Raw genomic sequence first — 14,227 nt, forward strand, 5'->3', positions numbered from 1 at the left:
TGTTAGGTTGTTATCTTGAAGACAAAAGAATACACTCTTAACTAATTTTATTTCATTGGAGGATTTGAAAAATGCAAAAAAAATTTAAAAGAAGTTTGGGGAAATCAGGAATCAATGTGAGCCCATTGGGGCTTGGATGTTGGGCTATAGGCGGACCATTTTCGCTAAATGGAAAACAAGATGGCTGGGGTAACGTAAACGATAGTGTTTCTATACAAGCCATACATGAAGCCTTGGATCAAGGTATCACTTTCTTTGATACTTCTGATGCTTATGGTACAGGGCATAGCGAAATAATTCTTGGCAAAGCACTAAAAAAACATAGAGATCAAGTCGTAATAGCATCTAAATTTGGAAATACCTATAACGAAAACACACGTGAACTTACGGGGCAAAACATATCCCCAGAATATATTCAAAGTGCCTGCAAGTTATCACTAAAACGTCTGCAAACAGATTATATAGACCTGTATCAATTACATGTTTGGGCACTTCCTCAAAATGAAATCGATTCTGTGATTGAGACATTAAACAAACTACAGTCAGACGGTTTAATTAGAGCATATGGTTGGAGTACTGGAGATACGGATTGTGCTCGTTATTTTGCAGAAAATTCGAATGGAGCTTCGCTCTTACATCCAATGAATGTATTTGGATACAACAAAGATGTGATTGAGTTATGTGAAGAACATAATTTAGCCAGCATAAACAGTAATCCGTTAGCAATGGGGATTTTAAGTGGAAAATTTAATTCAGACACGAAACTCTCAACTGAGGATGTAAGAGGCAGCGGTCATGATTGGATTCCATATTTTAAAAACGGGAAACCAGAAAAATCGCTATTAGAAAAACTGGAGTCCATAAGAGAAGTCCTAAAAAGTGATGGTAGGACTTTAGTACAAGGTGCAATAGCATGGTTATGGGCTAAAAGTGAACAAAATATACCCATTCCAGGCTTTAAAACTCCTGAACAAGTGATTGAAAATGCAAATGCCATGTCGTTTGGTCCATTAAATCAACAACATGTCAAAGAAATAGATCATTTATTAGAAGTAGCTCTTAAGTGAAATGAAGATACCCCGCCAACCAATTCTAATGGCCGGTGGGGTATCATTTCATTGTAATTGACAATAATTTAATTTTTCTCACTTGGTTATACAACTGTTATATCTTACTGAGGTAACATCATTTTTTCCCAATCTTTCCATGGGGAATTTCGTTTTGCATCATATCGTTCTTTCATTCCTGTGCCAACGATGTATCGAAGATCAGGTTCATCACTTGTAGCAATTGAGGCAATTGTTTCTGCTACCTCTAATGGATTACCCCAATCCATGCTGTTATATGTTGTGATTCTGTTTTGTTTATACTCTAAATAAGGTGAATCATTCTCCATATCTAGATCACTCATATCATCTACCATACTTGTTTTAAATGGACCAGGTTCAATTATTACAACGTCAACTCCAAATGGTTTTAGCTCAAGTCGTAAGGACTCTGAAAATCCCTCAACTGCATGTTTAGAGGCCGCATAGGCAGAGAGAGAAGGAAATGCCATTAAGCCAGAAAGGCTACTTAAATTAATGATTTTTCCACTTTCTTGTTTTCTCATCAGTGGAATGACTAACTTTGTTACAGCAATTAAACCAAATACATTCGTTTCAAATTGCTTTCGATAATCATCCATTGTAATTTCTTCGGCAAAACCTGCAACTAAATTTCCTGCGTTATTAACAAGAACATCAATACTTTCATACTGATCTAATTTCTCTTTAAATATTTGAATTGATTCCTCATTTGTAACGTCTAACTGTTCTATCTTAACCATATGTTCAATATTTTGACTTTCCAAATCTTTTTGTAATTGATTCTCCTTCTCTAAACTGCGAACAGTTGCAACAACCTGATAACCTTTTTTTACGAGTTCAATAACTGATAAGTAACCAATTCCACCTGATGCTCCAGTTACAATTGCTACTTTATATGACATCTCTTCATCACTCCAATTATTTATTTTATATTATATACTTTTTTTATTTATTTAGTCTATAATGTTTACGGTTATAACTATAACACTTAAACTATTTGGTGTAAACAAAAAATATGATTTTTGTCTAAAGTATCCATAATCATTTAATAACTAGACTCTTTTTCAGAAATATGTCCCCTTTCATAAAAAAAGGCGTGCTCCTCTTATTAGAGAAACGCACCAGATTTTTATATTACAAAATTAAAAATCGTTTATTTACAATTTGATCTTTGTACAATAACAATTATCTTAATAACCATTTTGATCAACAAGCTTATTAACCTTTTAAAATATAAACTACCTCTTGATGAGAATTATTAATACTTTCATCTTTAATAAAATTATTTCTTTTCAATAACTTAATGGATTTTGAATTATTCATATGAGTAAAAGCTACAATCGAATTTAGTTTCATATTTTTAAATCCATATTCAATAACAGCTGTTAATGCTTCTTGCATAATTCCCATTCCTTGATAGTTAGGGAATAACTCAAATCCAATATCTGCTCTAGAAGATTCTTTAGAAATATTCCATAAGCATATCCCACCAACTAATTTGTTATCACCTTTTTGTGTAATTGCCCAAAAAACCCATTCATTGTTGGAAATCCCTTTCTTAATCTTACTAATAAAGTTTAAAGCTTCGTCAATAGATTTTAATTTTTCTCTTTCTTGAAACTCCAAAACCTTTTCATCAGAACGAAGTGCGAAAATTTCATTTTTGTCTCTAATATCAAGTTGTCTAAGTTTCAGACGTTCTGTACTCAAATCTGGAAAAGGAGTGAAATTAATATTTTCCATTGTATACCCCCCAATATTTCTTAATTCGTTTATTGTATATACTTGATTTTGTAATATTCAACAGCGAGTTTCCACCTATAATAATGTGGCGGATTATTTATAACCAAGGCATATGTCCAATCATTTGTGTAATTCTATTCATAGTATATCTTACCAGATAAATAATATAAGAAGGAGTTGATCCTATGGGGTTTTCAGATGAATCCATCTGCGATTGTTGTATCTATCCGATGCAGAGTATGTTAGAACAGGTGGTGGGACAGACAATGAGCATCGTTGCTTTTCCACAATATCTATTTGGAGGTATTACTTTAATTAAAGTCAACAATTTTATTGCTTTTTTTGATGTATCTGGTACTATTGTGGAATTTCCCATTCATAAAATAGTTGCTCTCCAGATTGCAAAACCATTTGATTTCAACTTAAAACCAATTAGAAAGAGTGAGGGAGAATGTTCGTACTCTAAAGAAATAATAAACTCAGCAAAATCTAAGATAGGGGGGGAGACATTTATTATAGCTCTTACTTCATTTATGGGGATAGTTAGAAATGTTGGGGAAGGAATGATTATTCTGTCTGAAGCAGGCGGTCGCACAAATGCTATATCAAGTTGTGGTGTAACCGAGCTCAGTTCTCTGACTGAAACTACTGAATATAAGTTTTTATTAAACGCAATTTCCCGATAATCCAAATCTTTGAGAAAAAAAGAACATTCATCTCTTTAATAAGAAACGAATGTCCTTTTTTGTATCATTTTATTAAATATTTTACTACGCCGTTGCTTTCTGACGTCTAAAGCTTTTTTCAGCTTTACCTGTGTGCAGTTGCCACATATGCCAGAATAAATATGGAACCATTAACACGAAATTAATGATACCCCACATTTTTAATACTTCTGCATTTTGCCAAGAAGACGTATCCATGACTTGCGGGAATACATCAAAACTTGCTCTTAACAATAGGTGTGCAGCTAGTGTATATACTCGAGCAATAATATACAGTTCTGGACGTTTCTTTATGATCGGATAAATTTCTGCTGCAAGCAAGATACATAAAGAAGCACCAAAGTATATCGGACTTTCAGCATAAACAAAACAAGCATTCCATGTTGTATACAGGAAGTTCCAAGGTGCTGTCGTATAAGCAACTAGATCACCATATGATTTGGAAGCAACTATTTTTTTGTTCGTTATTTCCCAAAACTTTGGAGCGAAAGGTATGGTTACACAAAGCAAGAAACCGGTAAGGGAGTTAAAGTAGTTGCCCATGGTTGCATCTTTAATCGTTGCTTCTAAAATATTTAAAAATAGAATTGCGTAGAAAAACCAAAGAAACTCCTTGTGTTTTAAGACGTTCCAAACTTTGCCTTGTTTATCATCATAGACGGCAATGCGGGATAAACAAACGATAATGGTAGGTAAAATTACACTTAAAATTTTCACCCACCTGAACCAGCCCTCAACACCACCCATCATCCAAAGAGGAAAAGTCAATAAAGATGCGGTCCAAAAATAAGCTGAAAACCTATAATACTTTCTAAAAAAAGCAATGATAAATAAAAGGAAAATGAAATAAACGGGCATGGAAATGACATGAGGCCAAACATCGATTTTCATAGTAACTCATCTCCTAGTGTTTAAATTAAGTATAATAAAAGCATATTAAACGTTCCTTATGCTTTTATTATATAAAAGGAGGTATTATAAGTTGTGATATAATTCACATAGTATGTGTTAACAATTTACGATTTAGTGAAATATTTAACTAAATTAAACGACTTCGGCATTATATACCGAAGTCGTTTAATCACTGTTATACACCTTCTATATTTTGAAAAACACGATCAAAGCGCTCTAATGCATCATCAATCACATCATTCGTATCTGCTAAACTAGTATATAATCTACTACCTGCCAATGTAATGATACCTTCGGCTAAATAAGCAGCTCCCATTTCCTCCATCATATGTTTGCGCTTCTTTATCTCTCCTAAAGCACTGATGATATTAATACCTAGTTTTACGAACATCGCTGCTGCAGTTTCAAGATGACAAATCGATCCCTGATTATATGCTACAAAGGGTAGGTTATATTTATCTATGATTTCATTTAGACCTACTGTTAATCGATCCCCCGCTCTACCTGCTACTTCACAAGCGTTTGTTTTTTCAATCTCTTTAATTGTATAATATCCTGCAAGTGCACTTAAAGGATTTGCAGCTAATGTCCCTCCGACATACGCTCTTTTTTTACCGCTTTCAAGACCTGCTGCTAAACGAGACATCAAATCTTTTCTTCCTCCAATTCCTCCCGCTGAAGGATATCCACCTGCAATGACTTTTCCAAAAATCGTTAGATCCGGTTTCACATCAAAATATCCTTGTGCTCCACCTAAACCCATTCTAAATCCAGTTACAACCTCATCAAAAATGAGTAAAGTATCAAATTCATCACACAACTTACGAACTTGCTGGTTATATTCCTTGTAAACGGGTCTAGTTCCACTCTCAGGACCGACAGGTTCAACAATGACACAAGCCGTACCACCTTTAACTTTATTCCACTTAAGCTGTCTTCTTAAAGCTGCTATATCATTTGGTTTTACTTCTTGTGTGTGTCGTGTACTCGTTCTCGGAATCCCATGTGCTTCAAATCTGCGAGTTCCAGGTATTTTCAAACCATATACTACCTGATCACTCCAACCGTGATAAGCGCCACCGATTTTGATTACTTTCTTTTTACCTGTGGCTAACCTAGACATACGAATTGCAGCCATCACAGCTTCCGTTCCACTGCCTAACATACGATACATCTCAATAGAAGGCATATGATGATTGATTAATTTAGCTAGTTTGTATTCATATTCATGAAACAGACCTGTTACTGGTCCACAATCATGGATTAACTCTATAACTTTCTGTCTCACTGGTTCATAATTATTACCTAAAATAATAGGACCACCTGACTGAAGAAAATCTATGTATTGATTGCCATCGATATCCCACATGTAAGCCCCTTCTGCTTTATTAATAACGATAGGAAAAGGATAATTAAAAGCTAAATTATGCTGTACGCCACCAGGAATAAAGTTTTTAGCTTCTGTAACCATCTCTTTTGATTTCACACACTTTGTATCAAAATAATCCATCACCTTCTCCATTGCTTCTCTTTTAACTGGTCTTGTAGGCTGTTTCATCAGGTGATCTAGTCCAGCATATATTTTTTCAGTATTATGCCAGCTTGAGATTGCATACCCCTTTTTCTCCATTAAAAACACACCTCATTCAATCAATTTATTTATACTTTGATCCCTTGAAAAAGCAATTGTAAACCTCTTTCCAATTCAACAACTGAACCTGTACTGTCTCCTTGTTCGAGCCATTTAAACAAAACACCGTAATAACTCCCCATTAGCAAAGTTACAATATCAATATAGGAATAATCTTCCGTTATTTCTCCTTGCTCTTGACCTGCTTGTACTAGATCCTCTAACAACTTTCTTATTTTTGAAAATGGAGATTCTGTTGTCGACTCGTTTATCATCGTCGTAAAAAGAACGCGTCCAGTAAGCTCCAAATATGGAATGGAATCTTCTAAAAGTCGAATCATAATTTGATTTATTTTTCCAAATATATTGGAGGTTTGGAACTTTTCATCCTGTAATAGTTTCAGTACATCCTCTACTTCTTCCTCTGCAATACCAATTAACAAACTCTCTTTGTTAGGGAAATGTTTAAAAAACGTACTCTTAGCAATATCCGTCATTTCAGTGATTTCTTCTATGGATGTGTGTTCGTATCCTTGATCACGGAACAAATGTCGTGCTGATTTAAGAATGTTTGCTGTAGTTTCCATCTTTTTTCTTTCTCTACGTGATAATTCCATATTTTCCCTTTCTTTTCTCAATATCTCATATAGTCAATTTAATAAAAATATACTTGGGCTTCTGAATATCCCTTAGTTTTTATGAAATTGAATCAATTTCATTTTGTGAACAAACTGTGAAAAAATTATGTTAAGAAGGCCATTTTTCTCTATACAAATGAATAGATCGTGTATTATACTGTAAGATATAACCATTATACACCAGTGTTTTTTTATAATCCATCATTATTTTATATTGAAATATAAAAATATACTTTAGTATACTTTTAGTGATTATCAAATTATACAAGTTAAATATCACAGAATACTTTTCATCGTGACACCAAAATATCCACAATAAATTCATCATTGCGCAACCTACTTCATATCTTGGCTTTAACAACATCATCTCATCATAAACTGGAAAACAACTCAAATAATATAAGAAGTAAAATCATTCAGTCCATTAGAAAACTAAGTTCCACATGACAAGAGGAAATACACAAGTATATGCAAAATCAAAAAGTAAAGGGCTCTAAACCAATTTAGTTAACGGAGGTTAAATATGGGGGAATATATCATTTCTCATGATGTAGGTACAAGTTCTAACAAAACCGTTTTAGTAGATACGAGGGGAAACATAGTAGCTACAGCTTCAGCTCCCTATCCTTTACTCACCCCTCATCCAAACTGGGTTGAGCAAAATCCGCAAGATTATTGGAATGCAATTACTAAAACTACAAAAGAGGTTTTAGAAATATCACAAATCTCACCTAAAGACATCCTTGGAATCATCTATACAACGCAAGCAATGGGAATCATCCCCATTGATCATCAAGGGAATGTGTTGCGACCAAATATTTCCTGGGTAGACGGTCGAGCTGAGAAACAAGCTCAGAAAATTATGAGCAAATTTTTGGGGGAGCGAATGTTTAAAAGCATCGTTGGTACTACAATCATGGGGAAAGATGTCATACCTAAACTTCTTTGGATAAAGGAGATCGAGCCTGAAATTTATAACACAACAAAATTTTTCTTAGATGTAAACGGTTACTTAAAGTTTAAGTCCACTGGAATTCCGATTATGGAATGGTCTGGCGCTTCATCTTATGGTTTTAATTTAAAGAAAAAAGATTGGTTAAAAACATTTTTTCAAATTTGTGGGATTGATACTCATAAATTACCTCCACTTGTGCGTTCAATTGATCAAGTAGGTGGATTAACGAAAGAAGCAGCACAAGAAATGAATTTACTTGAAGGCACTCCTGTTTTTGGTGGATGTGATGATGTGCAAAGTGCTGCAGTGGGTGCTGATGCTATAGGAGAAGGTGAGGCTCATATTTATTTAGGGACTTCAGCTTGGGTATGTGTCTCAACAGAAAAAAATTTAAAATTCAAAAATGGTGCAGCTGTGATTCAAAGTGCTGATCCAAACATGAATCAAGTTGTAGGAATTACAGAAGCAGCTGGTTCTTGCATTCAATGGATCGCGGATCAGTTTTATAAACATGAAAAAGCAGATGAAACCATCGATAATGTATATGCATTGATGGATGCACAGGTTAAGGATATTCCTCCTGGATCTGACTATCTCATTTGTACTCCTTGGATGTTAGGAGAACGCTGTCCAGTAAGCACCACCACTACAAGAGCTACTTTATTTAATATCAGTCTTGAACATACGAGGGAGCATATGATGCGTGCGGTTTATGAAGGGGTTTCCTATAACATCAGTTGGATTTTGGAAAATTTTAAAAAGGACTATGGATTTGAAGTTTCTACTCTCAAGTTAATTGGAGGTGGATCATTGGATGATCAATGGATGCAAATTTTGGCAGATGTCACACAAAAACCAGTGAATACCGTTGCTAACCCACAAATGGCTGGAGCGATTGGTGGAGCGATCTGCGCAGCAATTGGCTTAGGGATTTATAAAGATTTTAGCTGTACAAAAGATTTGATTCAAATCGATAAACATATTAAACCTAATTCAAAAAATGCAAAGATCTATAACGAACTGCTCTCATCTTATAAATCAATCTATTATTCTTTAAATAAATCATACGCCCAAATCAATGCATCCCGTTTTTAATATTTAGGAGGAATTATATGAAAAAATCAAATATTTCTGGGTATCGATGGATAGTGCTTCTCTCAATATTACCTATTCTTGCTACAACAAATTTATTTTGGCTAACATTTGCACCTGTTACTGGAATAGCAGAAAAGTTTTATGGTGTTTCAAGTCTTAGTATTGCTTTTCTGTCCATGAGTTTTATGTTGGTATACATTTTGATGGTATTACCAGCATCGTGGTTGATAGATACGTATGGATTTAAAATTGCTGTAGGTTTTGGTGCAATCATTACGGCTGGGTTTGGCTTAATGAGGGGAATTTGGGGGGATCATTTTACAATCGTAGTTATTGCCCAAATGGGTGTAGCCATTGGTCAACCTTTTTTAATGAACTCTATTACGAAAGTCGCTGCTAGATGGTTTCCAGTTAATGAAAGAGCAACGGCTTCAGGCATTGCCATGATGGCAGGATCTGTTGGCATGATACTTGCACTAGTTCTAACCCCTATTTTCGTAGAACAATATGGATTTACAAAAATGTTGAATATTTATGGGATGATATCCCTTATATCTGCTGTTCTATTTCTCATTTTTGCAAAGGAACGCCCGAAATATCCTTTGGTTGGAGCTGAAATTACTGAACAGTCATTCTCATTCAAGGGATTAAAACAAATGATTTCTAGAAAGAATTTCATTTACCTTATGGCCTGTATTTTTATCGTGTTAGGTATCTTTAATGCGATAATGACTTGGATTGAAAGCATCTTAAGCCCTAGAGGCATTACTGCTTCAGAAGCAGGTTTAGTCGGAGGACTTCTCGTTATCTTTGGTTTATTTGGCTCTGTCATTTTACCGTATATTTCAGATCGTATTCATAAAAGAAGACTATTAATCATTATTCCGTTGGCTGCTTCCGTTCCTGGTTTTATCGGCATCACTTTTCTATCTCAATACAGTTTGATTTTAATTTCAGCTGCTTTCATAGGTTTTTTCGTTATGGGTGCAGGACCTATCGCTTTTCAATATGGTGCAGAAATAGCTTCTCCAGTACCTGAAGGAACATCATTTGGAATTCTCATGTTGATGGGTCAAATTTCAGGTGTCATATTCACTTATGTAATGGACTTATTAAAAATGAATGCAACAGGTTCTTTCACTCCATCTTTAATATTACTTATTCTATTCATGTTCATTGCGATATGGTTAGCAACAAAATTAAAAGAATCAACGATGATTCAAAACAATTCAATTCCTAATGCTAATCATACTCTGAATGTTTAACATAGAAAATTAGGATAAAGGGGATATAAAGATGAATATTCAAGAAGCAAAAAGCGTCGTTTGTGATGCAGGTAAAAAATTGTTAGCAATCGGCCTAGTTGAGGGCACTTGGGGAAATATTAGCGTTAAAGTAGATGACAATACGATGGTTATCACTCCAAGTGGTAAAAAATATGAAAACCAAACACCTGATGATATGGTTGTTGTTAATATTCACGATTTAAGTTATGAAGGACCTCTTAAACCTTCATCAGAACGTGGATTACACGCAGAAATTTATAAAGAGAGAAAAAATATCAATGCAGTCGTTCATAACCATTCCACACATGCATGTACTGTCGCCGCTTCTCGCAAAGACATTCCTCCAATAATGGATGATATGGTACAAATTGTAGGTCCAAGTATTCGAGTTGCAGACTATGCCATCTCTGGTACGAAAAAGTTAACTAAAAACGTAGTGAAGGCTTTAAAAGGAAGAAATGGAGCATTACTTGCTAATCATGGGGCAGTATGTATTGGAAGAGATCTCGATGAGGCCTTTGTCACATGTCAGGTACTAGAAAAAGCATGTAAAATTTTTATTGATGTACAGAGTATTGGTGGAGGAGTTCCTATCAATAAAGTTGAAGCTTTAGCGATGCATCAATACTATTTGAAAAAGTATTCTAAACAAGCGATGAAATAATATGTGAGATAAATCTCAATTAAGTAAAAAGAGTACAAATTTGTGAATCCATCCAATTGTACTCTTTTTTATCTCTATCATTCAAATCAATTTAAAGCGTTTAAGATGGTGCTGTAATCCTTCTTCCTGTAATATTTCTTTTTGCTTAGACCCAATCAGATCATAATGAGGATATTCAGATCGATGATGAATATATTTAGGATTTAACCCGTTCTGCTCACACCAATTTGATAAGCGTTCCAAGTCATCACACCCTACTTTTGTAACCGTTTTTATATTAGGAAACCTTGGATCAAACCAATAATGCGTTAAAAAGGCAATTTCTCCTTTAGAAACTTTCTCTTTCCACTCCTTGAGTTCTTTTTTCGTAATTCCAAACGCCACAGTCATTCATCATCCTATCTATAAAAATAGTTTTCATTCATTAAAAACCAGTTGCTTCGGCACTAGCAAGTTCCTTTTGTAATGAATGATGAATAAGTCCATTGGTAGCCAATACATTCCTTACACACAATTGGTATGGATCACCTTTCGTATCCGTTACAGTTCCACCTGATTCTTTAATTAATAGAGCACCAGCTGCGATATCCCATGCATTTAACTCTAATTCCCAAAAGCCACTCATCCTACCTGCTGCTACGTAAGCTAAATGAAGTGCTGCAGAACCCGTTGTTCTGATGTTTCTTACTTTATTTGATAAAGTTTGTATCCCCTTTAAATTTGTAGCTAATGCGTTCTCTTGAACTGGAAACCCTGTACCTAGTAAACTACTAGATAACTCATTTTCTTTGGAAACCTCCATTTTCTGTCCTCTAAGATAAGCACCCTTACCTTTTTCGGCAACAAACATTTCATCATGAACAGGGTCATATACTACACCGAGTATGACTTCCCCTTTATGAGCCAATGCAATGGAAACAGAATAAAATGGAAAACCGTGTACAAAGTTTGTTGTACCATCAATGGGATCTACAATCCATACATATTCGGCTGCCTGTATTGAATCAACCGCTTTTACAGAAGCTTCTGGACCAACCTCTACTCCCTCCTCACCTAAAAATGAATGATCAGGAAAATAGGTCTGAAGAAGATTCCGTATCATCGTTTCGCAACCTCTATCCACTTCAGTAACCAGATCATGAGAGGATAGTTTTGTTTTTATATTTGAGTGCTTACCGCACCTGCTTTTAATCCATTCACCTGCTTTGGAAGCCGTATTAATAGCAACGACTGTATAATTTTTTCGACCAACTGTATACATTAAACACCACTCTTTTCTTGTATTAAAAATAATCAATAGGGTATATGTTATTCAATTCCTTACTTCATTTATATATTACTTGACACAACTTAAATATTACTGAATTTTTTGTAAATATTCTATAAGGAATATGCCTAAATCATACCTTCAATGATTAAACGCAGGGATATTAGAAACAAAATAACCATTAAAATATTCAATAATAATTTACTACTCATTCTTCCTGCAATCCAAGCACCTAACCAACCCCCAAACAAGGCTCCAGGAGCTAGTGCCATCACACTGAACCAATCAATTTCTCCTAAGTAAATATGTGTTGCACTGCCTAAAATAGAGGAAAATAAAATAACAAACATGGATGTTGCAGTGGCTACGTGTGGTGGAAAGGAGAACAATAATACCATCGCGGGTACAAATAAGGACCCCCCACCAATCCCAAATAAACCAGATACTAAACCAACACAAAACCCTACCATTAAAGCAGGTAATATATTATATCCATATGTAAAGCTTTTTCCAGCAGGGTCGATATATGACCTTTGAATTTTCCAACGAAAAGGGAGTGGTTTTAAATATTTTTTTAATATCAATAAAATAGCCATAAAAAAGATGAAAATTCCAAATGCAAGCTGAAAGGAATCCCCTTGAAATGCACTGGTTAATGAAGCCCCTAACATGGCAGCTGGTCCACTCGTTGTAAAAAATAAAATTCCGCTCTTATAATCTACTCTACCTTGTTTTAAAAATGTAAATGTGGAAGAGGCTGCTGTAAAAATCAACACCGTCAAGGAGGTCCCTACGGCTACAGAAGTAGACATCTCATGATCTAATAATAAAGGAGATAAATAGATCAGCGCTGGGACGATGATTACACCTCCACCTAAACCAACCAAACTTCCAAAAACAGCAGATATAATTCCGATACACAGGATAACCAAATAACTTATCAAAAAGCTCACTACCTTTTTTTGCATTCATTATATCGTATATGATCCACATTTTCAGAAATTATCTTTTTCAAAGCGCTTTCATGAACAATTCTAGAAATCAATCCATTATGTAATACTAGCACCGATTACAAAGGATGTTCCTACAGATATTAATAATGAAAGTAACCCAACTGCGCGATTATCCTTTTCAATTTCTTTATCCACGTTAAATTTAGGTGTCATAAATTCAAAAATAAAATAAGCAATTAATAATAATAAGAATCCAAAAGCTCCCCATTGAATGGTCTGCACTAAAGAATCATTATGCTCAATCGAAAACCGAAAAATATTTGCTATACCAAATATTTTACCCCCAGTTGCCATGGCAACGGACAAATTCCCTTTTTGTATTTGTTCCCAGTTTTTGTACCTAGTTACTAATTCAAAAATAAACAAACTAATTAAAATAGATATAATGACCACTGAATAAAATAAAACCGTAGATAAATATTGATGCTCTAAAATAAAATCAAACAACCATACTCACTTCCTGTCTTATGAATAAATAGATCAACCACCGTTATCATTTATTACAAATAACGGTGGTTAAATATGAATATATTAAGCTTTATCTTTATTGGCTAATTGTGCTTTTAATGCTGCTAATTCATCATCTACATCACTACTGTCTAATGCATCAAGCTCATTATCTAATGAACGTGAAGAGTTTTTAAGATCTTCACTTGCTTCTGCTTCTGCTTCCATTTGCAGAACCTTTTCGTTCATACGATCAAAACCTTTAGCACCTGTATCTTTACCAAATCCAGACATGGTCTGATTAATTTTCTTTTGTGCTTTTGCTGATTCCGCTCGAGCTACTAATGTATCCTTACGGTTTTTCATTTTACCAAATTCATCTTTCATATCCTCTAGTTGCTTACGTAAGGAGTCTGCATTTGATTTTGCATTATCATATTGTGTTTTAAAGTCATCCAATTTTTCTTGATGTTCTTTTTTATCCTCTAATGCACGACGAGCTAAATCCTCATTGCCACTTTCCAAAGCCTTCATAGCTTGTTGACTTCGTTTGTCTACCATCTCTTGTGATTCTTCGTATTTATGTTTCATTTTCTTCTCAATGGCAATTTGTTTGGCCACTGCGATTTCAGCTTCCGCGATATCATCTTCCATATCTCTTAAGTATTGATTTAACATTTTCACTGGATCTTCAGCTTTATCGATTAAGTCATTGATTGCTGCTGAGGAAATATCTCTAATTCTTTTGAAAATACTCATTTTAT

15 protein-coding genes are annotated in these 14,227 nt (G+C 34.6%); 5 read left to right on the forward strand and 10 right to left on the reverse strand.

From position 1 onward, the window contains the following. The first annotated feature begins 71 nt into the window (after positions 1 to 71). A complete protein-coding gene (locus EPK97_RS10035) occupies positions 72 to 1,067 on the forward strand; it encodes an aldo/keto reductase (protein WP_162036488.1) in 996 nt (331 codons plus the stop codon). A 104-nt stretch (positions 1,068 to 1,171) separates the two neighbouring features. On the opposite strand, the gene EPK97_RS10040 is transcribed toward EPK97_RS10035, so the two are convergent. Both EPK97_RS10040 and EPK97_RS10045 read right to left on the reverse strand, forming a co-directional pair. Next, positions 1,172 to 1,990 (reverse strand): SDR family oxidoreductase, encoded by an 819-nt coding sequence (locus EPK97_RS10040; protein WP_162036489.1) that lies wholly within the window; start codon positions 1,988 to 1,990, stop codon positions 1,172 to 1,174. A gap of 316 nt (positions 1,991 to 2,306) precedes the next feature. Then, on the reverse strand, positions 2,307 to 2,831 hold the full coding sequence (locus tag EPK97_RS10045; protein ID WP_162036490.1) for a GNAT family N-acetyltransferase: 525 nt from the start codon (positions 2,829 to 2,831) through the stop codon (positions 2,307 to 2,309). Between the two features lie 185 nt (positions 2,832 to 3,016). Between EPK97_RS10045 and EPK97_RS10050 the strand changes: the two genes are divergently transcribed. Beyond that, the gene (locus tag EPK97_RS10050; protein WP_162036491.1) at positions 3,017 to 3,517 is read left to right on the forward strand and encodes a hypothetical protein; all 501 of its coding nucleotides are present in this window, start codon (positions 3,017 to 3,019) and stop codon (positions 3,515 to 3,517) included. An 84-nt stretch (positions 3,518 to 3,601) separates the two neighbouring features. Here the strand turns inward: EPK97_RS10050 and EPK97_RS10055 are convergent, their stop codons facing one another. The 3 genes from EPK97_RS10055 to EPK97_RS10065 form a co-directional block, all read right to left on the reverse strand. Next, positions 3,602 to 4,447: a hypothetical protein gene (locus EPK97_RS10055; protein WP_170295505.1), complete on the reverse strand. Its 846-nt coding sequence runs from the start codon at positions 4,445 to 4,447 to the stop codon at positions 3,602 to 3,604. A 196-nt stretch (positions 4,448 to 4,643) separates the two neighbouring features. Then, positions 4,644 to 6,098: an aspartate aminotransferase family protein gene (locus tag EPK97_RS10060; protein ID WP_162036492.1), complete on the reverse strand. Its 1,455-nt coding sequence runs from the start codon at positions 6,096 to 6,098 to the stop codon at positions 4,644 to 4,646. A 29-nt stretch (positions 6,099 to 6,127) separates the two neighbouring features. Beyond that, the gene (locus EPK97_RS10065) at positions 6,128 to 6,715 is read right to left on the reverse strand and encodes a TetR/AcrR family transcriptional regulator (RefSeq protein WP_162036493.1); all 588 of its coding nucleotides are present in this window, start codon (positions 6,713 to 6,715) and stop codon (positions 6,128 to 6,130) included. Between the two features lie 544 nt (positions 6,716 to 7,259). Between EPK97_RS10065 and EPK97_RS10070 the strand changes: the two genes are divergently transcribed. From EPK97_RS10070 to EPK97_RS10080, 3 genes are read left to right on the forward strand one after another with little or no spacing between them, the layout of a single operon-like run. Continuing rightward, a complete protein-coding gene (locus tag EPK97_RS10070) occupies positions 7,260 to 8,786 on the forward strand; it encodes a xylulokinase (RefSeq protein ID WP_162036494.1) in 1,527 nt (508 codons plus the stop codon). 17 nt (positions 8,787 to 8,803) lie between these two features. Further along, positions 8,804 to 10,051, forward strand: a complete 1,248-nt coding sequence (locus tag EPK97_RS10075; RefSeq protein WP_162036495.1) for an MFS transporter — start codon at positions 8,804 to 8,806, stop codon at positions 10,049 to 10,051. A 31-nt stretch (positions 10,052 to 10,082) separates the two neighbouring features. Next, positions 10,083 to 10,736, forward strand: coding sequence for a class II aldolase/adducin family protein (locus EPK97_RS10080; RefSeq protein ID WP_162036496.1), 654 nt, complete (start codon positions 10,083 to 10,085; stop codon positions 10,734 to 10,736). Between the two features lie 81 nt (positions 10,737 to 10,817). Here EPK97_RS10080 and EPK97_RS10085 read toward each other — a convergent pair whose 3' ends face one another. From EPK97_RS10085 to EPK97_RS10105, 5 genes are all read right to left on the reverse strand, one after another. Further along, complete coding sequence (locus EPK97_RS10085; RefSeq protein WP_162036732.1) at positions 10,818 to 11,120, reverse strand: hypothetical protein; 303 nt, start codon at positions 11,118 to 11,120, stop codon at positions 10,818 to 10,820. Positions 11,121 to 11,160: 40 nt separating this feature from the next. Further along, a complete protein-coding gene (locus EPK97_RS10090) occupies positions 11,161 to 11,997 on the reverse strand; it encodes an inositol monophosphatase family protein (protein WP_162036497.1) in 837 nt (278 codons plus the stop codon). A 134-nt stretch (positions 11,998 to 12,131) separates the two neighbouring features. Beyond that, positions 12,132 to 12,947 carry a sulfite exporter TauE/SafE family protein gene (locus tag EPK97_RS10095; RefSeq protein WP_240903771.1) on the reverse strand — a complete coding sequence of 272 codons (816 nt, stop codon included), beginning with the start codon at positions 12,945 to 12,947 and terminating at the stop codon, positions 12,132 to 12,134. Between the two features lie 105 nt (positions 12,948 to 13,052). Further along, positions 13,053 to 13,463: a DUF350 domain-containing protein gene (locus tag EPK97_RS10100; protein WP_170295507.1), complete on the reverse strand. Its 411-nt coding sequence runs from the start codon at positions 13,461 to 13,463 to the stop codon at positions 13,053 to 13,055. An 84-nt stretch (positions 13,464 to 13,547) separates the two neighbouring features. Continuing rightward, positions 13,548 to 14,222: a PspA/IM30 family protein gene (locus EPK97_RS10105; protein WP_162036499.1), complete on the reverse strand. Its 675-nt coding sequence runs from the start codon at positions 14,220 to 14,222 to the stop codon at positions 13,548 to 13,550. Positions 14,223 to 14,227 lie beyond the last annotated feature (5 nt).

Source organism: Chengkuizengella sediminis (assembly GCF_010078385.1).
Classification (GTDB): Bacteria; Bacillota; Bacilli; order Paenibacillales; family KCTC-33759; genus Chengkuizengella; species Chengkuizengella sediminis.

What these genes read in the sequence shown, in the direction of transcription:
- EPK97_RS10040 (WP_162036489.1), bottom strand. Translation starts at nt 1,990, where the DNA reads ATGTCATATAAAGTAGCAATTGTAACTGGAGCATCAGGTGGAATTGGT.
- EPK97_RS10050 (WP_162036491.1), top strand. Translation starts at nt 3,017, where the DNA reads ATGGGGTTTTCAGATGAATCCATCTGCGATTGTTGTATCTATCCGATG.
- EPK97_RS10090 (WP_162036497.1), bottom strand. Translation starts at nt 11,997, where the DNA reads ATGTATACAGTTGGTCGAAAAAATTATACAGTCGTTGCTATTAATACG.
- EPK97_RS10105 (WP_162036499.1), bottom strand. Translation starts at nt 14,222, where the DNA reads ATGAGTATTTTCAAAAGAATTAGAGATATTTCCTCAGCAGCAATCAAT.
- EPK97_RS10055 (WP_170295505.1), bottom strand. Translation starts at nt 4,447, where the DNA reads ATGAAAATCGATGTTTGGCCTCATGTCATTTCCATGCCCGTTTATTTC.
- EPK97_RS10080 (WP_162036496.1), top strand. Translation starts at nt 10,083, where the DNA reads ATGAATATTCAAGAAGCAAAAAGCGTCGTTTGTGATGCAGGTAAAAAA.
- EPK97_RS10045 (WP_162036490.1), bottom strand. Translation starts at nt 2,831, where the DNA reads ATGGAAAATATTAATTTCACTCCTTTTCCAGATTTGAGTACAGAACGT.
- EPK97_RS10075 (WP_162036495.1), top strand. Translation starts at nt 8,804, where the DNA reads ATGAAAAAATCAAATATTTCTGGGTATCGATGGATAGTGCTTCTCTCA.
- EPK97_RS10060 (WP_162036492.1), bottom strand. Translation starts at nt 6,098, where the DNA reads ATGGAGAAAAAGGGGTATGCAATCTCAAGCTGGCATAATACTGAAAAA.
- EPK97_RS10065 (WP_162036493.1), bottom strand. Translation starts at nt 6,715, where the DNA reads ATGGAATTATCACGTAGAGAAAGAAAAAAGATGGAAACTACAGCAAAC.
- EPK97_RS10035 (WP_162036488.1), top strand. Translation starts at nt 72, where the DNA reads ATGCAAAAAAAATTTAAAAGAAGTTTGGGGAAATCAGGAATCAATGTG.
- EPK97_RS10070 (WP_162036494.1), top strand. Translation starts at nt 7,260, where the DNA reads ATGGGGGAATATATCATTTCTCATGATGTAGGTACAAGTTCTAACAAA.